Here is a 23,935-nt window from a genome sequence, read left to right as displayed (position 1 = left end):
AGCACAGCCCCACCGAAGTCACCGTCCACCTGTCGATGGACGAGATCCCGCAAGCGGAGTGGGACACCTGCGCCTGCCCCGAGGCCACGGATGGCGGACGTCCGTTCGACCCGTTCACCACGCATCGGTTTCTGAAGGCGCTGGAAGACAGCGGCTCGGTCGGGCGCGGCACCGGGTGGGAGCCGCGCCATCTGGCGGTGCGCCACAACGGGCAGGTGATCGCCGTGGCGCCGCTCTATGCCAAGGGGCACAGCCAGGGCGAATACATCTTCGACCACAATTGGGCGCACGCCTATGAAAACGCGGGCGGCGCCTATTATCCCAAGCTGCAGATTGCGGTGCCCTTCACCCCGGCCACCGGCCGCCGCCTGCTGACCCGCCCCGAGGCCGTGGAACTGGGACAGGCGGCACTGGTGCAGGGCGCCGTGCAACTGGCCGCCAACAACGAGGTCTCCTCGGTCCACATCACCTTCTGCACCGAGGCCGAGGCCGAAGCCGGCGCGCAAATGGGCCTGATGCGGCGGCGCAGCCAGCAGTTTCACTGGCTCAACGACGGCTACGCGGATTTCGACGCCTTTCTTGCCACCCTGTCCTCGCGCAAGCGCAAGAACATCCGCAAGGAGCGCGCCACCGCCCAGGGCTTCGGCGGCGAAATTGTCGCCCTGACGGGGGCGGACATCGATCCCGCACACTGGGACTGGTTCTGGCGTTTCTATCAGGACACCGGGGCGCGGAAATGGGGCACCCCCTATCTGACCCGCGCCTTCTTCGACTGCGCCCAGGAAAGCCTGCGCGACGACATGCTGTTGGTGCTGGCCTTGCGCAACGGCAACCCCGTCGCGGGCGCGCTGAACTTCATCGGCCGGGACGCGCTGTTCGGCCGCTATTGGGGCGCGCTGGAAGATCACCCCTGCCTGCATTTCGAGTTGTGCTACTATCAGGCCATCGACTTCGCCATCGGAAATAGGCTAGCGCGGGTCGAGGCCGGGGCGCAGGGCCAGCACAAGCTGGCGCGCGGCTATCTGCCGGTGACCTGCCATTCGCTGCACTGGGTGGGGGATCCCGGCTTTGCCAAGGCCATCGCCCGCTATCTGGACGCCGAAGCCGCCGCGGTCGAGGAAGAGATCGAGGTTCTCACAGCCTATGGCCCGTTCAGGAAATCCGACCCCTCGGTCGATCCGTGACAGGAGCTGACATGCAAGACAAACTGACCGACCGCAGCGCGCTGGAGCCGCTGTTCGCCACCGGATGGGACCTGGTGGAAGGGCGCGACGCCCTCACCAAGACCTATAAATTCGCCGATTTCGTCGAGGCCTTCGGCTGGATGACCCGTGCAGCCCTTGTGGCCGAGGCGATGAACCATCACCCCGAATGGCACAATGTCTATCGCACCGTCACCGTCACCCTGACCACCCATGACGCGGGCGGGCTGTCGGCGCTGGATGTGGTGCTGGCGGGCAAGATGGACAGCCTCTGACCCGCCAGACCGGTGTTTACAGGGTTTCCAGCAGGGTTTCGCCCGCCGAGACGTTGCAGACGCCGCCATCGGGCTCGACGTTCAGCAGGCTGACCTTGCCGTCATCGACAATCATCGCGAATCGCTGTGACCGGTCGATCAGACCGACAGCCGGGGCGGTAAACTCCAGCCCCAGGGCATGGATGAAGGTGCCTTCCGGGTCGCACAGGATGTGAATCCCGGCCTCGGCCGCGCCGGTGGTGTCGCCCCAGACCTTGGCAACGAAGGGATCGTTGACGATCACGCAGACGATATCGTCGATGCCCTTGGCCTTCAGATCGCCGATGGTGCGGACATAGCTGGGGATATGGGCCTCGGTGCAGGGACCGGTATAGGCGCCGGGCAGGCCCGCCAGCACGATCTTGCGGCCCTTGGTCAGGCTGCTCAGCTCGACGGTTTCAGGGCCTTCGGCGCCAAGACGCATCAGGGTGGCGTCGGGCAGGGTGTCGCCTTGGGAAATCGGCATGGGTGTCCTCGCTTCGTGTTTCACTTGCAGGTGTGCCGACTATAGTGCAGCCAGCGGGCCAAACCAGCGGAGAGCAGCATGGACACCTCAATTGTCATCATCGGGGCCGGTCAGGCCGGGGCGTCGCTGGCATTGGCCCTGCGTGCGGAAGGCTTCGACGGCCCGGTGACCCTGATCGGGCAGGAACCGGTGCCGCCCTATCAGCGACCGCCCCTGTCAAAGGCCTATCTGATGGGCGAGATGTCTCTGGACCGGCTATACCTGAAACCGGTCGAGGCCTGGGCCGACCTGAACGTCGCCCTGCGCACCGGCACCCGCGTCATCGGCATCGACCCCGGCGCCCGAAAATTGGCGCTGAAGGGCGGCGAGACCCTGGCCTATGACAAGCTGGCCCTGACCCTGGGCGCGGCCCCCCTGCGCCTGCCCGCCACGATCGGCGGCGATCTGGACGGGGTGTTTACCATGCGCGATCTGGCCGATGCCGATGCCATCGCCCCCCACCTGAAACCCGGCGCCCGCGCGCTGGTGGTGGGCGGTGGCTACATCGGGCTGGAGGCCGCCGCCGTGGCCCGCAAATCCGGTATGGACGTCACGCTGATCGAAGCCGCCGACCGCATCCTTGGCCGCGTCGCCTGCCCGCAAACCGCCCGCTGGTTCGCTGCCCGCCACCGGGCCGAAGGCGTCGATCTGCGCGAAGCCACCAGCCTTGTCCGGCTGACCGGCACCGATGGCACGGTCACCACGGCAGAGCTGTCCGATGGCACCACACTGGACGTCGATCTGGTGATCGTCGGCATCGGCGTGCGCCCCGAGACGGCACTGGCCGAAGGTGCCGGGCTGGTGCTGGACAACGGCATCGCGGTCAACGCCCGCGCCCGCACTACCGAACCCGGCATCTGGGCGGCGGGCGACTGCGCCTCCTTCCCCTATCGTGGCGGGCGCATCCGGCTGGAAAGCGTGCAGAACGCCATCGATCAGGCCGAGGCCGCCGCCCGCGACATGCTGGATCAGGGCGCCGATTACATCCCAAAGCCGTGGTTCTGGTCGGATCAATACGATGTGAAGCTGCAGATCGCCGGGCTGAACACCGGCTATGACCGCATCGTCGCCCGCCCCGGCGCCCGCGACGGCGCGCTCTCGCACTGGTATTTCGCGGGCGATCTGCTTCTGGCGGTCGACGCCATGAACGACCCGCGCGCCTATATGATCGGCAAGCGGCTGGTGGATGCCGGCCAAACCGCCGATCCTGCCGCCGTGGCCGACCCGGCAACCGATCTCAAATCGCTGCTGGGCTGAGCCATGCGCATCATCGCCGGAGAGTTTCGCGGCCTGCGTCTGGCTGCCCTGGGCAAGGGCGATCCCGGCGCCCACCTGCGCCCGACCCCGGACCGGGTGCGCGAAAGCCTGTTCTCGATGCTGACCAGCCGGCTGGGCGATTTCGAGGATCTGCACGTCCTCGACCTGTTTGCCGGCACCGGCGCACTGGGGCTGGAAGCCCTGTCGCGCGGGGCGGCGACCGCCACCTTCGTGGAAAAGGGCCGCAAATCGCAATCCCTGATCCGTCAGAACATCGCCCTGACCCGCAGCGAGGCCCGCTGCGCCCTGCTGGGCGCGGATGCCACCCGGCTGCCGCCCTGTTCCGGCACGCCCGCCGATCTGGTTTTCCTCGATCCACCCTATGGCAAGGGGCTGGGGGAACAGGCGCTGGCCAGCGCCCGCGCCAGCGGCTGGATCGCGCCCGAGGCTATGATCCTCTGGGAAGACAACAGCCCCCACGACGCGCCCGAAGGGTTCACCGTCGAAACACAGCGCCGCTTTGGCGACACGCAGGTCACGTTGCTGACGCTGGGGTGAGTTGGGCCGCGGCGATAAGGTCAAGCTGCTGCCCTGCCGACCCACGGCTGGCAGCTCCGCCCCCGCACGCCCGAAACGTCTCCCGGACTAATTGCCGGTCGGCTGGGGCTCCGCCCGTTCGCGCCGGAAACGCTCCCCCGGAGCGTTTCCGCGACGGCGCTCACTCTTGTCGAAAATACTCCCGCCGGAGGCAGAAAATCCCGGGCGCATCGCGCCCGGTACCGCCCTCAGTTGCCCACACCGACGGTGCCGGCATAGGTGCCCATCATCGCGCGGACATCTTCGACCAGACCGGCGCCATCCAGCCCTTTGGCGGTCATCTCTTCGATCCAGCCGGTGGTCACGGCCTCGCCGACGGCGCGCAGCTTGTCGGTCTCGGCGTCGTCCAGAACCACCATGGTGTGGCCGGCCGACCGGATCACCTCTTCGCCTTCGGCATCGCCCTGGTCATGGGCACGCCCGGCCCAGGCCGCCGCCATGGCGCCCGAGTTGGCGTCGATCACGGCTTTCAGATCCTCTGGCAGGCTTTCGTACCTGGCCTTGTTCATGGCCCAGATGAAATAGAGGTTATACAGCGACTTGTCGCCCGCCACGTCGGTATGGCTGTCGGTCAGCTCGTCCAGCTTCAGCGAGGGCGCGATTTCCCACGGAATCACCCCGCCATCGACCACGCCCTTGGCCAGTGCCTCGGGGAAGGCGGGCACCGGCATTCCGACCGGGGTGGCACCGGCTTCCTTCAGCAGCGCGGTGGCCGGACGCGACGGGCCGCGCATCCGCAGACCGTCCAGATCAGCAACGGTTTCCACCGGTGCGCCCTTGGTGTGCAGGATGCCGCGCCCGTGCAGATGCGCCACGATCACATGCACATCGGCGAAATCATCCATCAGGTGCTTTTGGGTGAACTCCCAGGCCGCCTGGCTCGATTCCTCGGCGGATTTCGAGGTCATGAACGGCAGTTCCAGCGCCTCCGCCTCGGGGAAGCGGCCCGGCTGGTAACTGGGGATCACCCAACCGCCGTCGATGGCGCCATCGCGGATCAGGTCGTATTGCGCGGTGGGTTTGCCGCCCAACTGCATGAAGGGATAGATCTCGACCTTGATGCGGCCACCGGACTCCTGCTCCACCTTCTCGGCCCAGGGACCGATGAAATACTTCGGGTTGGCCGAATTGGGCGAGACGAAATGCTGGAACCGCAGGGTGACTTCCTGGGCCGAGGCCATTCCGGCCAGCGCCGAAAGGACCAGCGGCAGGGCAATGCGACGAAGCGAAAGGGTCAAGGCGGAGTCTCCTGTGAAAAGCCGTGCCGCGCGCGCGGATCAGACCGCGCCACGTTGGCACCGATGGGTCGGGATCGCGGCGGGGCTCAGCCCTGATGCGGAAAGAACAGGTCGGCGGGCGACAGGGTGAAGATCTCGCAGCCTTCTGCCGTGACGCCGATGGAATGCTCAAACTGCGCCGACAGGGACTTGTCGCGGGTCACCGCCGTCCAGTCGTCAGCCAGAACCTTGGTTTCGGGACGGCCCAGGTTCACCATCGGCTCGATGGTGAAGAACATGCCCTCTTCCAGCTTCGGCCCGGTGCCCGCACGGCCATAGTGCAGCACGTTGGGCGGCGCATGGAAAACCCGGCCCAGCCCGTGACCGCAGAAGTCGCGCACCACCGACATGCGATGCGCCTCCACATAGGCCTGGATGGCATGGCCGATATCACCGAAGGTATTGCCGGGCTTGACCGCCTCGATGCCCTTGAACAGCGCGTCATGGGTCACCTGGATCAGCCGCTCGGACTTGCGGGGCAGCTTGCCGGCCACATACATGCGGCTGGTGTCGCCGAACCAGCCATCGACGATGACGGTCACGTCGATGTTCAGGATATCGCCGTCCTTCAGCACCTTGGGGCCGGGAATGCCGTGACAGACCACGTGGTTCACCGAGATGCACGAGGCGTGCTGGTAGCCGCGATAGCCAATGGTGGCCGACTTTGCGCCCGCATCTTCCACTGCCTTCTCGATGGCCGCGTCCAGCGCCGCCGTGGTGGCGCCTGGCACGACCATGGGCCCGACCATGTCGAGGATTTCGGCGGCCAGGCGGCCCGCCTTGTGCATTCCGGCAAAGTCCGCCGGTTCATAGATCCTGATGCCGTCTTTCGTCAGACGGCCCTGGCTGCGATCGTCCAAAAATGTCTCTCCCGGGCGATAAAAAATCTGGCATTCATGTAATACAGCCGCGCTGCGGATGCCAGTGGTGGTCAGGTCACATCTGCCGTTACGGCAGGAATGGGCAGCATTTCTGCCAGAATAACCCCATCCTGCGAAATGGTACATCCGTGACACATCATCTCAACCCCGGCGGTCAGCGCGCGATCAAACGCCGCCGCATAGGCCGGATCGATGTCCCCCGCCAGACGGAACCGCGCGCAATCGGTGCGCTGCACCACATAAAGCATCACCGCGCGATGCCCCTGCGCCACCATGTCGGACAATTCCTGCAAATGCCGCGCGCCCCGCGTGGTGACGCTGTCGGGAAACTCGGCCCAGTCGCCGTCGCGGCGCAGGTGCACGTTCTTGACCTCGACATAGGCATCCGGCAGCCCCGGTTCGCTCAGCAGGAAATCGACACGGCTTTTCTGGCCGTATTTGACCTCGGGCCGCACGGTGCCATAGGCGGCCAGCGCGGGCAAGGCGCGGGCCAGCAGCGCCTCTTTCACCACGCGATTGGGCACGGCGGTGTCGATCCCCGCCCAATGGCCGCCCGGCAGTTCCGCCAGACGCCAGCCGTAGTTCAGCTTGCGCCTGGGGTCGTCGTTAGGCTCCAGCCAGACCCGCAGGCCTTCGTCCTTCAGCCCCAGCATGGCGCCGGGGTTGGCGCAATGGGCGGTGATCACGTCGCCGCTGTCCAGTTCGACATCGGCCAGAAAGCGTTTGTAGCGGCGGATCAGGCGGCCGGGCACCAGTGGGGTTTGAAAGCGCATGGGCCTGACCTATACCCGCAGAAACAGTCCGGCAAGGAGACCCCACATGGCTGACCCCAAGGCACAACCGCAGGCCGCGATGCTGGTCATCGGGGACGAGATCCTGTCCGGCCGCACTCGTGACAGCAACATGCACTTTCTGGCCAACGAATTGACCCGCCACGGGGTGCCGCTGGCCGAGGTTCGCGTGGTCAGCGACGATCACGACGTCATCGTCGCGGCGGTGCGCGAGCTGTCCGCGCGCTACGACCATCTGTTCACTTCGGGCGGGATCGGCCCGACCCATGACGACATCACCGCCGATGCGGTGGCCGCCGCTTTCGGCGCGCATCTGGATGTGCGCGACGATGCCCGCGCCCTGTTGCAAGCCCATTACGACCGGCAGGGATCGGACTTCAACGCCGCGCGGATGCGCATGGCGCGCATCCCCGACGGCGCTACCCTGATCGACAACCCGGTCAGCACCGCGCCGGGCTTCACGCTGGAAAACGTGCATGTGATGGCCGGGGTGCCGTCGGTGTTCCAGGCCATGGTGGCCTCGGTCCTGCCGACGATCACCAGCGGCGCGCAGATGCTCAGCCAATCGCTGACCGTACATCGCGGCGAAGGCGATATCGCCGGGCCGCTGGCCGAACTGGCCGCGGAATTCGACGATGTCAGTTTCGGCTCCTACCCGTTCATCCGCAACGGCGCCTATGGGTCCAACATCGTGGCGCGCAGCACCGATGCCGCCCGGCTGGATGCTGCCATGACCCGCCTGCACGCGCTGTTCCCCCCGGCGGGCGCATGAACCTGTCCACCGACGATCTGGTCGAGGTACTGGAAGCGACATGGCCCGCCGCCGCGCAACGCCGTGACGGTCCGTTCCTGCTGAAGCTCTCGCCCGGCGGCGGCAAACGGGTCACCGCGGCACGGCTGTTGGGCGAAGCTTTTCAGCCTGCCGATCTGGACCGGGCCGAGGCCGCGATGCGCGATGCCGGCCAACCGCCGCTGTTCCAACTGGCCCCCGGTCAGGCGGCGCTGGACACCGCCCTTGCGGCGCACGGCTACGCGGTGGTCGACGAGACCCTGTTCATGACCTGCGATCTGGCCCCGCTGTGCGACATCGACGTGCCGCGCCTGACCGCCTTCGACATCTGGCCGCCGCTGGCCGTGCAGCAGGAGCTTTGGGCCGAGGCCGGCATCGGTCCCGACCGTCTGGCCGTGATGGCCCGTTGCACCGAACCGCACCGCAGCTTGATGGGCCGGGATCGCGACCGGGTTGCAGGCGCGGGTTTCGTGGCCTGCCACAAAAGCGTGGCGATGGTGCATGCGCTGGAAACCCGGCCCGCATTTCGCGGCCGTGGGGTGGCGACGCGGATGATGGGACAGGCGGCCCGCTGGGCGGCCACACGGGGTGCCCGCCATATGGCGCTGGCGGTGACAAAGGCCAATACCGGGGCGCGCACCTTTTATCGCGGGCTTGGCATGGCAGAGCGGCCCGGCTACACCTATCGCATTGGAACTCAGGAATAAACCGATGTCCCCGACCGGCCCCACCGCCCTTGACCTGCCCCCGGTCTCGCCCCTGCCCGCGGAAACCGAGACTTATTTCAAGCTGTGCGAGGACAAGCTGGGACTGGTGCCGAACGTGCTGCGGGCCTATGCCTTCGACATCGACAAGCTGACCGCCTTTACCACGCTGTATAACGATCTGATGTTGGGCGACAGCGGGCTGAGCAAGCTGGAGCGCGAGATGATCGCGGTGGTGGTCTCCTCCGTGAACCGCTGCTGGTACTGCCAGGTGGCCCATGCGGCCGCCGTGCGCGAGTTGTCCGGCGATCCGGCCCTGGGCGAGGCCATGGTGATGAACTACCGCGCCGCCGATCTGGATCCGCGCACCCGCGCGATGCTGGATTTCACCGTGAAGGTGACCGAGACCAGCAGCACCATCGAAGAGCCCGACCGCCAGGCCCTGCGCGACCACGGGTTCACCGATCGGGATATCTGGGACATTGCCGCGGTCGCGGGGTTCTTTGCCATGTCCAACCGCATGGCCTCGGCCGTGGCGATGGTGCCCAACCCGGATTACCACGGCGCCGCCAGATGAACCCCGGCTGGCTGTCGGGCCTGGCAGGGGTCCTGCTTCTGGTTGCCACGGGGGCCGCTGCCGTCGAAATGGTAGGGCCTTCCGGGGCCACACAACTGGCCGCCCGCAGCGATCCCTCCGCCCCTCACGGCATCGCCATCGGTCCCGCCGCACCGTTTCAGCTGCCCGAGGAAGCGGTCCTGGTGGCCCCGCGCCAGCGCATCAGTTGGCGCGGCAGCGATCCCTCCGGAGCCGATGCCGCGCGGTTGCTGGCCGACATGCAGGCGCGGCTGGCCGAGGGTGGTTTCGAAGTGATCTATGAGTGCGAAAGCCGCACCTGCGGCGGCTTCGATTTCCGCGATGCCCTGCCCCTGCTGCCCAGCCCAGAGATGTTCGTGAGCCTTGGACGCTATGCCTATCTGGCGCTGCGGCGGGAAGATGAGACCGGTCCGGCCCTGGCCAGCCTGATCGCCAGCCCCGCGCCCGGCGGCGCCTATCTGCAACTGACCCTGGTGGGCGGCGCGCCAGAAGCGCAGGGGGAGGATCCATTGGTGCCCGTGTCGGACAGCACACCGGTTGCGGCTCCGGAGGACGCGGAGACCGACATTGGCGTGCGGCTGGAAACCCGGGGCCACGCGCCGCTGGACGGTATGGGGTTCGAGGCCGGCAAGGACCAGATGGGGGCCGAGGTTCCGCAGGTTCTGCGCGATCTGGCCGACTGGCTTGGGGCCGATCCGGCGCGGCGCGTGGCGCTGGTGGGGCACAGCGACTGGACCGGATCGGCCGAGGCCAACCAGCGGCTGTCACGGCAGCGGGCACAGGCGGTGGCCGCGATCCTGACCGGCGAGTTGGGTGTCGGGGCGCGCCAGATCGAAACCCATGGCGCGGGGTATCTTGCGCCGCGTGTCTCCAACGCCACGCCCGAGGGGCGGGCCGCCAACCGCCGGGTCGAGGTGGTGCTGCGGCCCCCGGCGGAGTAGCGGGGGCGCTGCCCCCTCTGGCCCTGCCGGGCCATTCACCCCCGAAGTATTTGTGCCAAGAAAAAGAAGCGCCGTTCGGCATTTGATCCGAGAAGATCAATTAAGGCGCGAACGGGCGGAGCCCCAGCCGGCTCGGAAAGGCTCCGGCGTAGCGTCTCCGGTGCGAAGCGGCAGCGCCGCAAGCCGTTCTACAGCCGCGCGGCCAGACGGGTGCCCTGGTCGATGGCGCGTTTGGCATCCAGTTCCGCCGCCTTGTCGGCGCCGCCGATGACATGCACCTCGGTCCCGGCGGCGGTGAGCGCATCGGCGAGGGCGCGATTGGGCAGTTGTCCGGCACAGAGCACGATGGTGTCCACGGCCAGCGTTTCCGACACATCGTTGCGGGTGATGTGCAACCCGGCGTCGTCGATCCGGTCGTAGGTGACGCCGCCCAGCATGGTCACGCCCTTCATCTTCAGCGTCGCACGGTGGATCCAGCCGGTGGTCTTGCCCAGCCGTTTGCCGGGTTTTTCCGCCTTGCGTTGCAGCAGGGTCACCTGACGCGCGGACGGTTCGGGCTGTGGGCCTTCGGGCGCAAGGCCCGCCGGTGCGAGGCCGGGATCGGTGACGCCCCATTCGCGCAGCCACAGATCGAGATCCTCGGTCGGGCTGTGGTCCTGGTGGACCAGATATTCGGCCACGTCGAAACCGATGCCGCCCGCGCCGATCACCGCCACGCGCGGCCCGGCGGGGACGCGGCCCTCCAGCAGGTCGGCGTAACCGATCACCTGCGGCGCCTGCTGGCCCGGGATCTGCGGGTCGCGCGGCAGGACACCGGTGGCCAGCACCACCGCATCGAAACCGGTCAGGTCTTCGGCGGCGACCTCGTGGTTCAGGTGCAGCGTGGCGGTGCTGGTATCCAGTTCCGTGGCGAACCAGTCCACAAGGCCGTGAAATTCCTCTTTCCCCGGCACCTGGCGGGCCAGGTTCAACTGGCCGCCGATGCGGGCTGCCTTGTCGAACAGGGTCACATCATGGCCGCGACCGGCGGCGGCGATGGTGGTGGCCAGCCCCGCCGGGCCCGCCCCCACCACGGCGATGCGGCGCGGGGTGGCGGCGGGGGTCAGCGTCAGCTCGGTCTCGTGGCAGGCCCGCGGGTTGACGAGGCAACTGCTGATCTTGCCCGAAAACGTGTGATCCAGGCAGGCCTGGTTGCAGGCGATACAGGGGGCGATGCGGGCGGCATCGCCCCGGGCGGACTTGGCCACGAAATCGGCATCAGCAAGGAAGGGCCGGGCCATCGACACCATGTCTGCGCAGCCCTCGGCCAGCACCGCTTCGGCCACCTCGGGGGTGTTGATCCGATTCGAGGTGATGATGGGAATCGAGACCTCGCCCATCAGTTTCTTCGTCACCCAGGTGAAGGCGCGGCGCGGGACGCTGGTGGCAATGGTGGGAATACGAGCCTCGTGCCAGCCGATGCCGGTGTTCAGGATCGATGCCCCGGCCTTTTCCATTGCGCGGGCCAGCGTGACGACCTCGTCCCAGGTGGAGCCATCGGGCACCAGGTCGATCATCGACAGCCGGTAGATGATGATGAAATCGGCCCCCACGGTGGCGCGGGTACGGCGCATGACCTCCAGCGGCAGGCGCATCCGGTTTTCATACGACCCGCCCCAGCGATCACTGCGGCGGTTGGTGTTGCGCACGAGGAACTGGTTCAGGAAATAGCCTTCCGAGCCCATGATCTCGACCCCGTCGTACCCCGCCTCGCGAGCGCGGCCGGCGGTGGCGGCGATGTCGGCAATCTGTTTCTCGATGCCGGCCTCGTCCAGTTCGGCGGGCGGGAAGGGCGAGATCGGGGATTTGATCGCAGAGGGCGCGACGCAGTCGGGGGAATAGGCATAGCGGCCCGCGTGCAGGATCTGCATCACGATGCGCCCGCCGGCGTCATGCACCCGGTCGGTGACGATGCGGTGATGGGGGATGTCCTCGGGCCGGTACAGCCCCGCCGCGCCCTTCAGAACCGCGCCTTCGGGGTTGGGGGCCATGCCGCCGGTGACCATCAGGCCGACACCGCCCCGGGCCCGTTCGGCATAGAATTCCGCCACCCGGCCCCAGTCGTCGGTTTCTTCCAGACCGGTGTGCATGGATCCCATCAGAACCCGGTTGAGCAGGGTCACATGGCCCAGATCCAGCGGTGCCAGAAGATGCGGATAGGTTGTCATTGGCGCGGCTCCCCCCGTTGCTGGGCACAGGTTTCCCTGCCCGCGTGGGGTTTGTCACGTTCAACGCGGCGTCACGGACGCTCAGGCCTCCTGATCAGGAACCGGGGCGGCGTTGGCGGCGCGCATGGCGGCCAGGAACCGGTCCAGCGTCTGGCGCATCTGGGCATCGGTCATCGGCACGGCCTCGTGCGAGTGCACCGACAGGGCCACCAGCCGACCTTTCATTGCCAGAACCGCCCGCCACGAGGTGTCCTGCAGGTCGTCCGGCCGCCCGGTGCTGCGGTCGCGCACCTTCAGCAACAGCACATCGCCGTTGCGACGGATGTCCAGCAGTGTCACCGTATCGGCCCGGTTGTCATGGGACAGTGCCGCCCGGCCCGAGGTCGACCGCAGGAAGCGTTCCAGCTGGGCGGCGGTGGGTGCTTGCGGCTGATCGGTTTCCGGCGACACCAGCGCGGTCAGCACGCCCGGCGCCGTGGGGCCTTCCGGTTCGCCGTTCAGCGTGGCGCAACTGCCCAGCAGCACGAAAGACCCGCTGTCGCGGTCACGGCTTCCGGACTTGTCGATGCAATAGCCCGCCGGACCCACCACCGTGACCGAGTTCTGCGCCACGCGCAGGGCGGTCACCGGACCGTGGCCGAAGGCCGAGCGTCCAGCGAATTCGCCGTTGGCGTCGCAGCCCGACAGGGCCAGAACGCCGAGGGCGGCCACGACAGCCGCCCCCTTGGCACCCATGCGATCAGAGATCGGCATAGATGTGCTTTTCTTCCTTCGCGCCGGGATGGGTAACCGCGCCCAGACGGGTCGCGCCCACCAGCTGCGCGTATTTCCACAGCGCCCCGGCGGCATAGATGGTGTCGCGCGGGCCTGTCCAGGCCTCCTTGCGGGCGGCCAGGTCTTCATCGCTCAACGCGACCGAGATCTCGCCCTTGATCGCGTCGATGGTAATCTCGTCGCCATCCTGCAGCAGCGCGATGGGGCCGCAATGGGCCGCTTCCGGGCCGACATGGCCGACGCAGAAACCACGGGTGGCGCCCGAGAACCGGCCATCGGTGATCAGCGCCACCTTCTTGCCCATGCCTTGACCGGACAGGGCAGCGGTGGTGGCCAGCATCTCGCGCATGCCGGGGCCGCCGGCGGGGCCTTCGTTGCGGATCACCAGGACCTCGCCTTCCTTGTACTGGCGCGCTTTCACGGCCTCGAAGGCATCTTCCTCGCATTCGAACACGCGCGCCGGGCCGGTGAAGACCTGCTCTTCGTCGCTCATGCCCGCGACCTTCACGATGGCGCCGTCAGGGGCCAGGTTGCCCTTCAACCCGACCACACCGCCGGTCTGGGTGATCGGCTTGTCCACCGGATAGATGACACGGCCATCCGCCTCGCCCTCGATCAGGTCCAACTCCTCGCCGATGACACGGCCCGAGGCGGTCATGCAGTCCTCGTGGATCAGACCGGCGCGGCGCAGTTCCTTCAGGACCACCGGCACGCCGCCGGCCTCGTACAGATCCTTGGCCACGAACTGTCCGCCGGGCTTGAGGTCGACGAAATAGGGGGTGTCGCGGAAAATGTCGCAAACATCGTCAAGGTTGAAGTCGATCCCGGCCTCATGGGCAATCGCGGGCAGGTGCAGACCGGCGTTGGTCGAGCCGCCGGTGCAGGCCACGACGCGCGCGGCGTTTTCCAGCGATTTGCGGGTCACCACGTCACGGGCGCGGATATTCTTTGCCAGCAGGTTCATGACTGCTTCGCCCGAGGCGGTGGAATACTGATCGCGGCTTTCATAGGGCGCCGGAGCACCCGAGCTGTTCATCAGGGCAAGGCCGATGGCCTCGGACACGCAGGCCATGGTGTTGGCGGTGAACTGGCCGCCGCAGGCACCGGCCGACGGGCAGGCGACCTTTTCCAGCGCGGTCAATTCCTCGTCCGAATTGGCCCCGGCCTGATGGCGACCGACGGCCTCGAACACGTCCTGCACGGTCACATCCTTGCCGTTGAACCTGCCCGGCATGATCGATCCGCCGTAGATGAAGACCGACGGCACGTTCAGCCGCACCATGGCCATCATCATGCCCGGCAGCGACTTGTCACAGCCCGCAAGGCCGACGATCGCGTCGTAGCAATGGCCGCGCATGGTCAGTTCCACTGTGTCGGCAATCGCCTCGCGCGAGGCCAGCGAGGACCGCATGCCTTCGTGGCCCATGGCGATGCCGTCGGTCACGGTGATGGTGGTGAACTCGCGCGGGGTGCCATCGGCGGCCTTGACGCCCATCTTCACGGCCTGCGCCTGACGGTTCAGGCTGATGTTGCAGGGCGCGGCCTCGTTCCAGCAGGTGGCGACGCCGATCAACGGCTGGTGGATTTCCTCCTCGCTCATGCCCATCGCATAGTAGTACGACCGGTGCGGCGCGCGCGCCGGGCCCTCGGTCACATGACGGCTGGGAAGTTTGGACTTGTCGAACGTGCGCTTGAGCATCGGATCCTCCGGGAATTCTGGCTGGAAACCGGAATAGGGCGGCCCGCATGCGCGTGCAAGGGCTTCCCCCGCTGACACGGCGGGCTATACCGACCCGAAAAGGACTGCCCATGCCTGCCCGCCCCCTGCCCCCGCGCTTTTCCGCGATGATCGCCCCCGCCCGCACCCGGCCCGCCCTGTGGCGACTGGCGCCGGGGCTGGTGCTGTTGGCGGTGGTCTATCTGGGGCTGAACGCCGCGCTTTGGGCCGCCTACGGGCTGGGTGCGGGCTGGGACCGGGCAGAGATGCTGCTGGCGAAACTCGCGGTGGCCTCGACCCCGGCGACGGCGCTGATCCTGCTGGCCAGCTTTGCGCCGATGGCCCTTGGCGCGGCATTGGCGGCACGGCTGATGCACCGCCGGCCGCTGTGCTCGCTGACCGGGCCGGGCGGGGTGCTGATGCGCCATGCCGGTATCGCGGGGTTGGTCGGGCTGGCGGTCTATGTCCCGGCGCTGGGGCTGTGGCATCTGGTACAGGACAGCCAGCCGAACCTGCCGCCGGGCCTGTGGGTACGGCTGCTGCCGCTGACGCTGGCCGCCATCGCACTGCAGACCTTCGCCGAAGAACTGGTGTTTCGCGGCTATCTGCAAGGCCAGCTGGCGGTGCGCTTTACCCGACCGCTGATCTGGGCCGGACTTCCGGCGCTGGTCTTCGGGGCGCTGCATCACGATCCGGCACGGATGGGCGATGGCGCGCTTGCCGCGGCCATCGCGGCGGCGATCTTCGGCCTTCTGGCCGCCGATCTGACCGCGCGCACCGGCAGCATCGGCGCGGCCTGGGGGCTGCATTTCGTCAACAACACCGCTGCCATCGCGGTGCTGGCCACGCCGGGCACCATCACCGGGCTGGGCCTGCGGGTGACACCCTATACGGTTCAGGACCTTGGCGGGTCGCCGATGGGCACCCTCACCGACCTGATTCCTCTGGTTGCAAGCTGGCTGATCCTGCGCCGGATGTTGCCGCGTTGATTGCAATTCCCCGTGCAGGGTCTTATCTCGGCCCAAACATGGAAAAAGGCCCGGCCATGAACTGGATCTCGAATTACGTCCGCCCGACAATCAATTCGCTCTTCTCGCGGCGCGAGGTGCCCGAGAACCTGTGGACCAAATGTCCCGGCTGCGGCACCATGCTGTTTCACCGTGAACTGGTCGAAAGCCTGAACGTCTGCACCAATTGCGGGCATCACATGGCGCTTGGCCCGCGCGACCGGCTGTTCTCGCTGTTCGACGGCGGTGCCTATATCGAGGTTCCGGTGCCCGCGCCGACGCCCGATCCGCTGCACTTCCGCGACCAGAAGAAATACCCCGAGCGCATGAAGACGGCCCAGAAGAAAACCGGCGAAAGCGAGGCGATGCTGGTGGCCGAGGGCGAGATGGGGCGCACAGGCGCCGTGGTCGCGGTGCAGAATTTCGACTTCATGGGCGGCTCCATGGGTATGCATGTGGGCAACGCGCTGATCGCCGGGGCCGAACGGGCGGTGGAACGGCGCCTGCCCTTCATCGTCTTTGCCGCCGCCGGGGGCGCACGGATGCAGGAAGGCATCCTGTCGCTGATGCAGATGCCGCGGTCGACCGTGGCGGTGCAGATGCTGCGCGAGGCCGGGCTGCCCTATATCGTGGTGCTCACCAACCCGACAACCGGCGGCGTGACCGCCAGCTATGCCATGCTGGGCGACATCCAGATCGCCGAGCCCGACGCGCTGATCTGCTTTGCCGGGCCGCGCGTGATCGAACAGACCATCCGCGAGAAACTGCCCGAGGGCTTCCAGCGCGCCGAATACCTGCTGGAACACGGGATGCTGGACCGGGTTATCCCGCGCAAGGACATGCGCGAGGAACTGATCACCATCCTGCGGATGCTGCTGCGCAAGTCGCCTGCCATCAAGGGCGAACTGCCGCCGCCGGGATCGACGGACAAGAAAGCCGCGAAAGCCGCGCCCGCAAAGGCCGGATCCAAGCCGTGACGACGCCCGGCTCCGACATCCTCCTGGACCGGATGATGTCGCTGCACCCCAAGATCATCGACCTGACGCTGGACCGGGTCTGGCGGCTGCTGGCGCGGCTGGACCATCCCGAAAAGCGGTTGCCGCCGGTGATCCATATTGCCGGGACCAACGGCAAGGGTTCCACCCTGGCGATGCTGCGCGCCGGGCTGGAGGGGGCCGGGCAAAGCTGCCATGCCTATACCTCGCCGCATCTGGTGCGGTTTCACGAGCGGGTGCGGCTGGCCGGAGAGCTGATCTCGGAACCCGCGCTGGCGGTGGTGCTGGACGAATGTCTGGAGCACAACGGCCCCGACCCGATCACCTATTTCGAGATCACCACTGTGGCCGCCCTGCTGGCCTTTTCCCGCACGCCCGCCGACTGGACCCTGCTGGAAGTAGGGCTGGGCGGGCGGCTGGACGCCACCAACGTGGTCGAAAAACCTGCGCTCTGCGTGATCACCCCGGTGTCGGTGGACCACGAACAATATCTGGGCGACACGTTGGCCAAGATCGCCTTTGAAAAAGCCGGGATCCTGAAACGTGGCGTGCCCTGCGTGGTTGGCCCCCAAGACGACGAAGCGCTGGAGGTGATCGAGGCCCAGGCCGCCCGCCTCGGCGCGCCGCTGCTGGTGCATGGCCAGCACTGGCATGTCTGGGAGGAACGGGGCCGCCTGATCTTCCAGGACGAAACCGGGCTGTGCGACCTGCCCCTTCCGGCCCTGCCGGGGGGACACCAGATCACCAATGCCGGCGCCGCGCTGGCCGGGTTGCGGCATCTGGGGTTTGGCGAAGACGCGCTGGAGGCCGCCATGACCGGTCCCGACTGGCCTGCCCGGATGCAGCGGTTGACCGGCACATCCTGGAACGCACTGTTGCCGCAGGCCGAGCTATGGCTCGATGGCGGCCACAACGCGGCGGCGGGCGTGGCATTGGCGCGGCATCTGGACAGCCTGCCAGACCGGGAAACCCACCTGATCTGCGGCATGCTGCGCACCAAGGATGCCAGCGGCTATCTGCGTCCGCTCGCGACAAAAGTGACAGGGGTTCAGGCGGTGTCGATCCCCGGCGCCGAGGCCACACTGACCGCAGAGGAAACCACCCGCGCCGCCCGGCAGGCCGGATTGACCGCCGCGCCCGCCCGCGATGTCGCCGAAGCCTGCACCCGGATCGCCGCCACCGCGCCGCACGCCCGCGTGCTGATTTGCGGCTCGCTCTATCTGGCCGGGACGGTTCTGGCGGCGGCCTGAGCGCCGCCTGACCGGGATCGGCCGCGCAACGCAGGCCGGGACCACCTCGCGCCGCCTAGCGCACCACGAATTCCGCGTGCAGCGCCCCGGCCGCCTTGATGCTTTTCAGGATGTCGATCATGTCGCGCGGCGAGACCCCGAGCGCGTTCAGACCGGCGATGACTTCGGACAGGGTGGTTCCATCGGGCACTTCGGCCAGCCCGGTGCCGGGCTCTTCCTCGATCGCAACATCGGTGCGCGGCACGACAATGGTTTCGCCATCGGCGAAGGGATTGGGCTGCGACACCAGCGGCGTTTCCTGCACTTTCAGGGTCAGGTTGCCCTGCGACACGGCCACCCGGCTGATGCGCACCTCATCGCCCATGACAATCGTGCCCGACCGCTGGTCAACGACCACTCGGGCGCGGCGCTGGGGCACCACCCGCAGGTTTTCGATCTGTGCCATGGCCCGCGCCGGGGATCCGGCCCGCGTGGCATCCAGGTTCAACCGCACGGTGCCCGCGTCCATCGCCTCGGCCACGCCCCGGTCGAAACGGCGGTTGATGACCTGCTCGATCAGCAGCGCGGTGGTGAAATCCGGTGTGCGCAGCGCCAGCCGCAGGGACGACAGCGTCGAGAAATCGAATTCCACCTCCCGCTCAACCCGCGCGCCCGACGGAATCACGCCCGAGGTCGGCACGCCCTGGATCACCGTTGCGGCCTCGCCCTCGATCGAGGCGCCCCCGGCGATCACGGTGCCCTGCGCCACCGCGTAGATCTGGCCATCCGCCGCGTTCAGGGGCGTCATCACCAGAGTACCGCCCAGCAGGCTTTTCGCGTCCCCGATGGCCGAGACGGTGATGTCGATCTGCGAACCGACCCGCGAAAATGGCGGCAAAGTGGCGGTCACGAAGACCGAGGCCACGTTCTTGGGCCGAAACTGCTCTCCGGCCACATTGACGCCCAGCCGTTCAAGGATGTTGGCCATGATTTCTTCAGTGAAAGGCGAGTTTCGCAAGCCGTCTCCAGTGCCGTTCAGCCCGACCACGAGGCCATAGCCCACCAGGTCGTTGCCGCGCACCCCGTCGAATTCCACAAGATCTTTCAGGCGGATTTCACCCGCCTGAACGACGCTGGCCAGCGCAAGCCAGATCAGGGTCAGAAGGGCCCGGATCATCGCAACACCGACACGAGCGACAGGCCGGACAGGCGGGCGGTGAGGGTATAGATCGTCTCCAGCTGGGCCTCGACCTCGCTGAGCCGCAGGGCGGTCTCGAAAGGATCGGCCTGAACCAGCGCGTTCTGCGCCATGCGCAGTGCCGCCGCCTGGCTGTCCGAGCGCAGCCGCGCGGTGTCGATCCGTTCCTCGTCATAGCCGATCCCGGCCTTCAGGGCGGTAACTTCATCGGCGCTGTTCATCAACCCGGCGCCGGCGTCGGCCAGCAGGCGTTTCTGCTCGGCCACATTGCCCGCCAGAAGCCCCTGGCCCATCAGCGCCGTCACCGCCACCTGCTTCAGCACTTCGCGCAGCGGCTGGGCATCGGCACGAGTGGTCAGCGCCACCTGCGCGTTCTCGCCGATATCGAAGGGGGCAAGGTCGGTGGTCGCGCCCTGGTAAACTGTGGTCTCGAAACCGCCGCCGGGGGTGTCGAACCACGCGTCCGCCGCGGCCTGCACCCCGGCGGCGGTGGTCTGCCCGCTCAGCGCGGTGGACAGGCCGGCCAGCAGGGTCGCGGCATCCGCAATGGCGGGCGCATCGGTGGCCACACCGGCAAACAGGCTGCGATCGCCGAAACTGGTGTTCAGCCGTGCCAGAAGCTGGTCAAGCTGGTCGGCGGCCTGGGCGTAGATGGTGTTGCGCTGCGTGGTCTCTCCGGTCGATGCCACATTCAGGTAGTCGGCGCCGGCCCGCGTGGTGATGTCCAGAACCCCGGTCAGCGCCAGTTGCTGTGCTGCCGCGAATTGCCCGGCGTCGCGGTTGCTCGCGGCATAGCCCGCGTTCAGCTTCAGACCGTGTTCGACCCCGGCCAGGGCCCCGAAATTGCCGTCCAGACGGGATTGCAGATCGGACAGCCGGCCCGACCCAAGCTCGGCGGAGAGCTGGTTCAGATCCGCCTTCACCGTGGAGGTCTGGCGCCGCAGCAGGAAGGCGCGCGAGAGGTCGCCGAGGTTCGTTGTCATCATCGCTCAGATCTCCAAGAGGGTGTCGAGCATGCCCTGGGCCGCGGAAATCACCCGGGCGTTGGCGGCATAGGCCTGTTCGATCAGCAGCAGCTTCTGCATTTCGCGATCGCTGTCGACGCCTTCGGCCTGCAACGCCTCGCTCAGCCCCGCATGCCGGGCGGTGGCATGGGCCAGGGCGGTATCCTGCGACAACCGTTCCGTGCCCAGTGCGGTGTAAAGATCGGCGGCCTGTCCGGCAGCGGTGCGGCTGGCGCCCGACAGCGCCGATGATGCGGGGGGATGGGCATTGGCCATGGCGTCGCGCAGGCGCGCCAGTCCGGCGCCATCCCCGACCGCGCCCGGTGCGGCGGCGCCCAGCCCGTCGCGCAGGCGCCAGACCTGCCCGCCCTGCGCCGGATTGACGGCGGCATTCAGCGCCAGCCGCTGCGACAGACCGGTCTCATTGGCCGCCAGGAATGCGCCGCCTCCGTCTGTCAGCAAGCCCGGCGCCCCTGCTGCGACCGTGGGATCGACCCCACTGGCCGAGACCCGGTCCAGCAGGTCACGTGCAAATCCATCCAGTTGCGCCTGTGCCGTCACCGACAGGTCATCGCGCACCGAGACCATGGCCGCCAGCCGCCCGCCCGACAGCAGATGCTTGTCACGGGTCAGGTCGACAGGCTGGCCGTTGACCTGGATGCCCGAGAGCAACCCTGCGCCAGCGGTGTGATGCGCAGTGATCACCGGGGTGGTCTGGAAGTCGAAGGTCGGCGCCGTACCATCGAGCAACAATCCGCCTTCGCTCATCAGCGCGATCATGCCAAGGCCGCGATCCACTTCGCGCACCGGCACCAGCTCCGACACCCGGTCGACCAGACGTTGCCGCGTGTCCTTCAGAGCATTGGCCGCATCGCCACGCATGGTGGCCTTGCGGATGTCGGTGTTCAACTGCGCGATCTGGGTCAGATCGGTTTCCAGTTGCGCCACTGCCTGCCCGATCCCGGCGTCGGCGCGGGCGCGCTCGACCTGGATGCTGTCCGACGTCTGGGCAATCCGGGTCACCAGTTGCGACAGCGCATCCACGACCTGGGTCTGCCGGGCCAGTTGATCAGGGCGCGCCAACGCCGCGACCAGCGCGGTTTCGACGCCACTGACAAGATCGGTCAGCGCGGTTCCCGAACCTGGCTCTCCCTGCAGATCCTGAACCCGCGCTAGAAAGGCGCTGCGGGTGTCCGCCCCGGCCAGATCGGCCGAGGCCGCGCGCTGGTCGGTCAGCAGGGTCAGGGTGCGCACCCGGTCGACCGAGACGATCTGCACGCCGCCGCCCGCCCCCGAGGCACGCGTGCCCAGTTCGACCTCGCGCCGCCCGAAACCTTCGGTCAGTGCGTTGGCCAGGTTGTCGGAGACCACGCTGGCCGATCGGCTGGCGGCGTTCAGCCCGGACAGGGCATTGGCCAGGGCACCGGAAATGCTCATCGCTCAGTCCTTCCCGCGCCTCAGCGCTTGATATTGGTGGTTTCCTGCAGCATCTCGTCCACGGTCTGGATGACCTTGGCGTTCGACGTGTAGGCGCGCTGGGTCTGGATCAGCTCGGTCAGCTCCGAAGCCACGTCGGTGGTCGATTCCTCGCGCGCGTAGTTCACGATGTCCCCGGTCGGCCCGTCGCCCGCGTCCCACAGGAAATACGACCCGCTTTCATTCGAGATGGCGTAGGACTGGTTGTCGAGCGCGATCAGCCCGTTGGGATTGGGCATGTCTACCAGCGGGATCTGATAGACGGTGCGCGAGATCCCGATGTCATACAGCGCGTTGACCATGCCGTTCTGGTCGATGTCGATCTCGATGATGTTGCCCACGGGAGAGCCATCCTTGGTGATCGCTACCGGCGCGAAACTGTCGGACAGCTGGGTGATGCCGTCGGGGTTGTTCAACTGGCCGATGTTGATGTCCAGCGGCCCGCTGGCCACATTCACCGAGACCTCGCCGGTGGCCGGGTTGTAGCCGCCGCCCGAGATCGCCGTGACCGAAGCCAGGGTGCCACCGCCGGTCCGGGTGTCGTGGAAGGTCATCTGGTATTCGCCGATCACCGCCCCGTTCGACCCGGTGTCGCGCAATTCCAGCGTCCAGGTGTTGGTGGCCACGGTCGAACCCGCCGCCGGCACCACCGGCGTGAAGGTCACGTTCAGGTTTTCCGAGGTGCCGAGGTTGTCGAAATACTCCACCGACAGGATCTCGGTATCGCCCGCCGCTCCGGGCTTGGTCGAGGTCGCAGGCAGGTTCACGCCCAGCGTCATCCGCGTTGTCGGCTCTCCGGCGAACTGGTTGATGTTGATCTGCACCGGCTCCAGCCCGTCGACGGTGTCGCGCGGATAGTTGGGAATGGTGCCATCGGCCAGCGCCGGCCAGCCCATCAGAACCTGCCCGGTCTGGCTTTTCAGATAGCCTTCCTCGTCGGTGCGGAAGGATCCGGTGGTCTGCAGCATCATCGGCAGATCGCCGTTGCCGACATTGACCGCCGCCGCGTCGGTGACCGGGAAGAAGCCGCGCCCGCGCACCGCGATATCGGTGGAATTGCTGGTGCCGATAAGCGCCCCGCGTTCGTCCACCAGCCGCTGATGCGTCATCCGAACCCCGCCCGCCGAATAGGCGTTGTCGGAACTGCCGATCACCATCGAATGGAAATCCGCCACCGACCGCTTGTAGCCATAGGTCCCGGCATTGGCGATATTGTCCGAGATCACGGCCAGCTTGCTGGCATTGGCCGACAGGCCCATGACCCCGGCATTCAAAGAAGAGGAAATCGTCACGCCTGTGCCTTTCTGCGTCAGAAACTGGTCTCGGGAACCAGCCTTAGGGCCGCAGGGCTAATTCAGGCTTAACAGATCAACTTTGATGTATTTACCAAGGTTTCCCCGGTTCACGGCCACTGCCGCGACCGAACCAAGGCGCGTCACCCAACAGGCCCGCGCTTCACCAGCATTTCAGGATAGCTGCGAGTTTCAGGGAAGCGGTCCGCCGTTTTCCAGCCAGAATCCAAGGTTGGGAGAGAGTCTTTCCTGCAAGATCGCGTCGTATTGCGCCAACTGGCGCGCACTCAGAACGCCCTTCCAGCGACCATTCGTACCTTTGTTGATAAAGGACTGCGCACCACCTTTCAGAGTTTCCTCCGCCGCTGTGTCAATCTGGGCGGCCGCGCGTTTCATCGATTTGAAATTGACCATCCCGGCGATCTGCGCCTGCATCTCTTCGGAACATCCGGTGCCCAGGAACCCGTCTATGCGGGCAATTTCGCCGGACAGATCCTGCAGCAGATCTGCGAAATGCACGAACAGGATGTTGGGACGGTCCTTCAGTTGCCACCATGTTTGCAGATGGTGAAAACAGGAGCCAAACGGATAGCCTTCCGTCTCCCACGGGAAATTCCCCTTGCCGATCCACATGTCCCAGAAACCAGCCAGAGTTTCCGGCGGGCGTGGCAGAGGGTCAAACTCCGGATCTGCGGGTTGCTCGAAAAACATATCTTCGAAACTGCAATAGAAGTTCCACAAGGACATGAAGACATCGCGCGGATCGCGGGCCACGATCACATAGCACACATCCGGAGAAATCCGATGCCCGTCCGCCGGCATATGACTCTTCAAGCAACGGCGATGGGTCTGGGCCTCGATTGTGGCCTCGATTTCTTCGAAGGGCCGGGGACGTAACTCGACATAGGGCGAATACGCCGGAATATCGCGCACCTGAAGATCCTGAAAAATCAGGTGCAGGATGATGTTCTGCATCCATGTCGTACCCGCCTTGGGCGGCGTTGACACAACAATATCGCCCGGACGCAATCGCACGCGCGACCAGCGGGCTCCCTCCACCATGGCACTGGAATAGGTTCGATCTGGACCGGTCATGGCATCTGTCTCCGCGACTGTGATGCCTGACACTAGCACAAGGCCGACAGCCAAACGAACTGACCGTTCCGGCTACAACGCGCGCAG

General features: G+C 66.8%; 23 protein-coding genes. 11 read left to right on the top strand and 12 right to left on the bottom strand.

The genetic code is table 11. From position 1 onward, the window contains the following. The first annotated feature begins 35 nt into the window (after nt 1-35). Entirely contained in the window at nt 36-1,184 is a 1,149-nt protein-coding gene (locus tag AB0T83_RS11210) for a GNAT family N-acetyltransferase (protein WP_435891160.1), read from the top strand. A gap of 11 nt (nt 1,185-1,195) precedes the next feature. After that, nucleotides 1,196-1,477: a 4a-hydroxytetrahydrobiopterin dehydratase gene (locus AB0T83_RS11205; RefSeq protein WP_366193129.1), complete on the top strand. Its 282-nt coding sequence runs from the start codon at nt 1,196-1,198 to the stop codon at nt 1,475-1,477. 16 nt (nt 1,478-1,493) lie between these two features. On the opposite strand, the gene AB0T83_RS11200 is transcribed toward AB0T83_RS11205, so the two are convergent. Continuing rightward, entirely contained in the window at nt 1,494-1,982 is a 489-nt protein-coding gene (locus AB0T83_RS11200; protein ID WP_366193128.1) for a peroxiredoxin, read from the bottom strand. Nucleotides 1,983-2,060: 78 nt separating this feature from the next. Here AB0T83_RS11200 and AB0T83_RS11195 point away from each other — a divergent pair, with 78 nt between their 5' ends. Both AB0T83_RS11195 and rsmD read left to right on the top strand, forming a co-directional pair. Further along, complete coding sequence (locus AB0T83_RS11195; protein WP_366193127.1) at nt 2,061-3,278, top strand: NAD(P)/FAD-dependent oxidoreductase; 1,218 nt, start codon at nt 2,061-2,063, stop codon at nt 3,276-3,278. Between the two features lie 3 nt (nt 3,279-3,281). Continuing rightward, nucleotides 3,282-3,836, top strand: coding sequence for a 16S rRNA (guanine(966)-N(2))-methyltransferase RsmD (rsmD, locus tag AB0T83_RS11190; protein WP_366193126.1), 555 nt, complete (start codon nt 3,282-3,284; stop codon nt 3,834-3,836). Between the two features lie 227 nt (nt 3,837-4,063). Here rsmD and AB0T83_RS11185 read toward each other — a convergent pair whose 3' ends face one another. The 3 genes from AB0T83_RS11185 to sfsA all read right to left on the bottom strand — a co-directional run bounded on the left by AB0T83_RS11185 (nt 4,064) and on the right by sfsA (nt 6,806). Further along, on the bottom strand, nt 4,064-5,056 hold the full coding sequence (locus AB0T83_RS11185; RefSeq protein ID WP_435891159.1) for a TRAP transporter substrate-binding protein: 993 nt from the start codon (nt 5,054-5,056) through the stop codon (nt 4,064-4,066). 143 nt (nt 5,057-5,199) lie between these two features. Continuing rightward, nucleotides 5,200-6,012, bottom strand: a complete 813-nt coding sequence (gene map, locus AB0T83_RS11180) for a type I methionyl aminopeptidase (RefSeq protein ID WP_366193124.1) — start codon at nt 6,010-6,012, stop codon at nt 5,200-5,202. A 71-nt stretch (nt 6,013-6,083) separates the two neighbouring features. Continuing rightward, nucleotides 6,084-6,806: a DNA/RNA nuclease SfsA gene (sfsA, locus tag AB0T83_RS11175; RefSeq protein ID WP_366193123.1), complete on the bottom strand. Its 723-nt coding sequence runs from the start codon at nt 6,804-6,806 to the stop codon at nt 6,084-6,086. 46 nt (nt 6,807-6,852) lie between these two features. Between sfsA and AB0T83_RS11170 the strand changes: the two genes are divergently transcribed. The 4 genes from AB0T83_RS11170 to AB0T83_RS11155 are packed head-to-tail and all read left to right on the top strand — an operon-like array spanning nt 6,853 to nt 9,854. Continuing rightward, a complete protein-coding gene (locus tag AB0T83_RS11170) occupies nt 6,853-7,596 on the top strand; it encodes a competence/damage-inducible protein A (protein WP_366193122.1) in 744 nt (247 codons plus the stop codon). After that, complete coding sequence (locus AB0T83_RS11165; protein ID WP_366193121.1) at nt 7,593-8,321, top strand: GNAT family N-acetyltransferase; 729 nt, start codon at nt 7,593-7,595, stop codon at nt 8,319-8,321. The genes AB0T83_RS11170 and AB0T83_RS11165 overlap by 4 nt, the downstream gene beginning before the upstream one ends. A 4-nt stretch (nt 8,322-8,325) precedes the next feature. Beyond that, nucleotides 8,326-8,895 carry a peroxidase-related enzyme gene (locus AB0T83_RS11160; protein ID WP_366193120.1) on the top strand — a complete coding sequence of 190 codons (570 nt, stop codon included), beginning with the start codon at nt 8,326-8,328 and terminating at the stop codon, nt 8,893-8,895. After that, nucleotides 8,892-9,854, top strand: a complete 963-nt coding sequence (locus AB0T83_RS11155) for an OmpA family protein (RefSeq protein ID WP_366193119.1) — start codon at nt 8,892-8,894, stop codon at nt 9,852-9,854. The genes AB0T83_RS11160 and AB0T83_RS11155 overlap by 4 nt, the downstream gene beginning before the upstream one ends. A 188-nt stretch (nt 9,855-10,042) precedes the next feature. Here AB0T83_RS11155 and AB0T83_RS11150 read toward each other — a convergent pair whose 3' ends face one another. The 3 genes from AB0T83_RS11150 to ilvD all read right to left on the bottom strand — a co-directional run bounded on the left by AB0T83_RS11150 (nt 10,043) and on the right by ilvD (nt 14,534). After that, nucleotides 10,043-12,061, bottom strand: coding sequence for an oxidoreductase (locus AB0T83_RS11150; protein ID WP_366193118.1), 2,019 nt, complete (start codon nt 12,059-12,061; stop codon nt 10,043-10,045). An 81-nt stretch (nt 12,062-12,142) separates the two neighbouring features. Beyond that, a complete protein-coding gene (locus AB0T83_RS11145; protein WP_366193117.1) occupies nt 12,143-12,814 on the bottom strand; it encodes a hypothetical protein in 672 nt (223 codons plus the stop codon). Next, on the bottom strand, nt 12,801-14,534 hold the full coding sequence (gene ilvD / locus AB0T83_RS11140; RefSeq protein ID WP_366193116.1) for a dihydroxy-acid dehydratase: 1,734 nt from the start codon (nt 14,532-14,534) through the stop codon (nt 12,801-12,803). Before ilvD ends, AB0T83_RS11145 begins: the two co-directional genes overlap by 14 nt. A 110-nt stretch (nt 14,535-14,644) precedes the next feature. Between ilvD and AB0T83_RS11135 the strand changes: the two genes are divergently transcribed. The 3 genes from AB0T83_RS11135 to AB0T83_RS11125 are packed head-to-tail and all read left to right on the top strand — an operon-like array spanning nt 14,645 to nt 17,804. Beyond that, the gene (locus AB0T83_RS11135; protein WP_366193115.1) at nt 14,645-15,541 is read left to right on the top strand and encodes a CPBP family intramembrane glutamic endopeptidase; all 897 of its coding nucleotides are present in this window, start codon (nt 14,645-14,647) and stop codon (nt 15,539-15,541) included. 56 nt (nt 15,542-15,597) lie between these two features. Beyond that, nucleotides 15,598-16,536 (top strand): acetyl-CoA carboxylase, carboxyltransferase subunit beta, encoded by a 939-nt coding sequence (gene accD, locus AB0T83_RS11130; protein WP_366193182.1) that lies wholly within the window; start codon nt 15,598-15,600, stop codon nt 16,534-16,536. Further along, complete coding sequence (locus AB0T83_RS11125; protein ID WP_366193114.1) at nt 16,533-17,804, top strand: bifunctional folylpolyglutamate synthase/dihydrofolate synthase; 1,272 nt, start codon at nt 16,533-16,535, stop codon at nt 17,802-17,804. The genes accD and AB0T83_RS11125 overlap by 4 nt, the downstream gene beginning before the upstream one ends. A 55-nt stretch (nt 17,805-17,859) precedes the next feature. Here AB0T83_RS11125 and AB0T83_RS11120 read toward each other — a convergent pair whose 3' ends face one another. The 5 genes from AB0T83_RS11120 to AB0T83_RS11100 form a co-directional block, all read right to left on the bottom strand. Further along, nucleotides 17,860-18,960, bottom strand: coding sequence for a flagellar basal body P-ring protein FlgI (locus AB0T83_RS11120; RefSeq protein ID WP_366193113.1), 1,101 nt, complete (start codon nt 18,958-18,960; stop codon nt 17,860-17,862). After that, nucleotides 18,957-19,967 carry a flagellin family protein gene (locus tag AB0T83_RS11115; RefSeq protein WP_366193112.1) on the bottom strand — a complete coding sequence of 337 codons (1,011 nt, stop codon included), beginning with the start codon at nt 19,965-19,967 and terminating at the stop codon, nt 18,957-18,959. Before AB0T83_RS11115 ends, AB0T83_RS11120 begins: the two co-directional genes overlap by 4 nt. Before the next feature lie 3 nt (nt 19,968-19,970). Beyond that, nucleotides 19,971-21,422 (bottom strand): flagellar hook-associated protein FlgK, encoded by a 1,452-nt coding sequence (gene flgK / locus AB0T83_RS11110; protein WP_366193111.1) that lies wholly within the window; start codon nt 21,420-21,422, stop codon nt 19,971-19,973. Nucleotides 21,423-21,442: 20 nt separating this feature from the next. Beyond that, on the bottom strand, nt 21,443-22,753 hold the full coding sequence (locus AB0T83_RS11105) for a flagellar hook protein FlgE (protein WP_366193110.1): 1,311 nt from the start codon (nt 22,751-22,753) through the stop codon (nt 21,443-21,445). Between the two features lie 192 nt (nt 22,754-22,945). Next, entirely contained in the window at nt 22,946-23,848 is a 903-nt protein-coding gene (locus AB0T83_RS11100; protein WP_366193109.1) for a sulfotransferase domain-containing protein, read from the bottom strand. Between the last annotated feature and the right edge of the window lie 87 nt (nt 23,849-23,935).

Source organism: Meridianimarinicoccus marinus (assembly GCF_040689105.1).
Classification (GTDB): Bacteria; Pseudomonadota; Alphaproteobacteria; order Rhodobacterales; family Rhodobacteraceae; genus Meridianimarinicoccus; species Meridianimarinicoccus marinus.
Note: the sequence above shows the minus strand (reverse complement) of the source record. Positions and strands in the feature narration are given on the sequence as shown.

Bases quoted from the DNA above. Each gene is read 5' to 3' on its own strand.
- AB0T83_RS11210 (WP_435891160.1), top strand. From the start codon at position 36: ATGGACGAGATCCCGCAAGCGGAGTGGGACACCTGCGCCTGCCCCGAG.
- AB0T83_RS11205 (WP_366193129.1), top strand. From the start codon at position 1,196: ATGCAAGACAAACTGACCGACCGCAGCGCGCTGGAGCCGCTGTTCGCC.
- AB0T83_RS11200 (WP_366193128.1), bottom strand. From the start codon at position 1,982: ATGCCGATTTCCCAAGGCGACACCCTGCCCGACGCCACCCTGATGCGT.
- AB0T83_RS11195 (WP_366193127.1), top strand. From the start codon at position 2,061: ATGGACACCTCAATTGTCATCATCGGGGCCGGTCAGGCCGGGGCGTCG.
- rsmD (WP_366193126.1), top strand. From the start codon at position 3,282: ATGCGCATCATCGCCGGAGAGTTTCGCGGCCTGCGTCTGGCTGCCCTG.
- AB0T83_RS11185 (WP_435891159.1), bottom strand. From the start codon at position 5,056: ATGGCCTCGGCCCAGGAAGTCACCCTGCGGTTCCAGCATTTCGTCTCG.
- sfsA (WP_366193123.1), bottom strand. From the start codon at position 6,806: ATGCGCTTTCAAACCCCACTGGTGCCCGGCCGCCTGATCCGCCGCTAC.
- AB0T83_RS11170 (WP_366193122.1), top strand. From the start codon at position 6,853: ATGGCTGACCCCAAGGCACAACCGCAGGCCGCGATGCTGGTCATCGGG.
- AB0T83_RS11165 (WP_366193121.1), top strand. From the start codon at position 7,593: ATGAACCTGTCCACCGACGATCTGGTCGAGGTACTGGAAGCGACATGG.
- AB0T83_RS11160 (WP_366193120.1), top strand. From the start codon at position 8,326: ATGTCCCCGACCGGCCCCACCGCCCTTGACCTGCCCCCGGTCTCGCCC.
- AB0T83_RS11155 (WP_366193119.1), top strand. From the start codon at position 8,892: ATGAACCCCGGCTGGCTGTCGGGCCTGGCAGGGGTCCTGCTTCTGGTT.
- AB0T83_RS11150 (WP_366193118.1), bottom strand. From the start codon at position 12,061: ATGACAACCTATCCGCATCTTCTGGCACCGCTGGATCTGGGCCATGTG.
- AB0T83_RS11145 (WP_366193117.1), bottom strand. From the start codon at position 12,814: ATGCCGATCTCTGATCGCATGGGTGCCAAGGGGGCGGCTGTCGTGGCC.
- ilvD (WP_366193116.1), bottom strand. From the start codon at position 14,534: ATGCTCAAGCGCACGTTCGACAAGTCCAAACTTCCCAGCCGTCATGTG.
- AB0T83_RS11135 (WP_366193115.1), top strand. From the start codon at position 14,645: ATGCCTGCCCGCCCCCTGCCCCCGCGCTTTTCCGCGATGATCGCCCCC.
- accD (WP_366193182.1), top strand. From the start codon at position 15,598: ATGAACTGGATCTCGAATTACGTCCGCCCGACAATCAATTCGCTCTTC.
- AB0T83_RS11120 (WP_366193113.1), bottom strand. From the start codon at position 18,960: ATGATCCGGGCCCTTCTGACCCTGATCTGGCTTGCGCTGGCCAGCGTC.
- AB0T83_RS11115 (WP_366193112.1), bottom strand. From the start codon at position 19,967: ATGATGACAACGAACCTCGGCGACCTCTCGCGCGCCTTCCTGCTGCGG.
- flgK (WP_366193111.1), bottom strand. From the start codon at position 21,422: ATGAGCATTTCCGGTGCCCTGGCCAATGCCCTGTCCGGGCTGAACGCC.
- AB0T83_RS11100 (WP_366193109.1), bottom strand. From the start codon at position 23,848: ATGACCGGTCCAGATCGAACCTATTCCAGTGCCATGGTGGAGGGAGCC.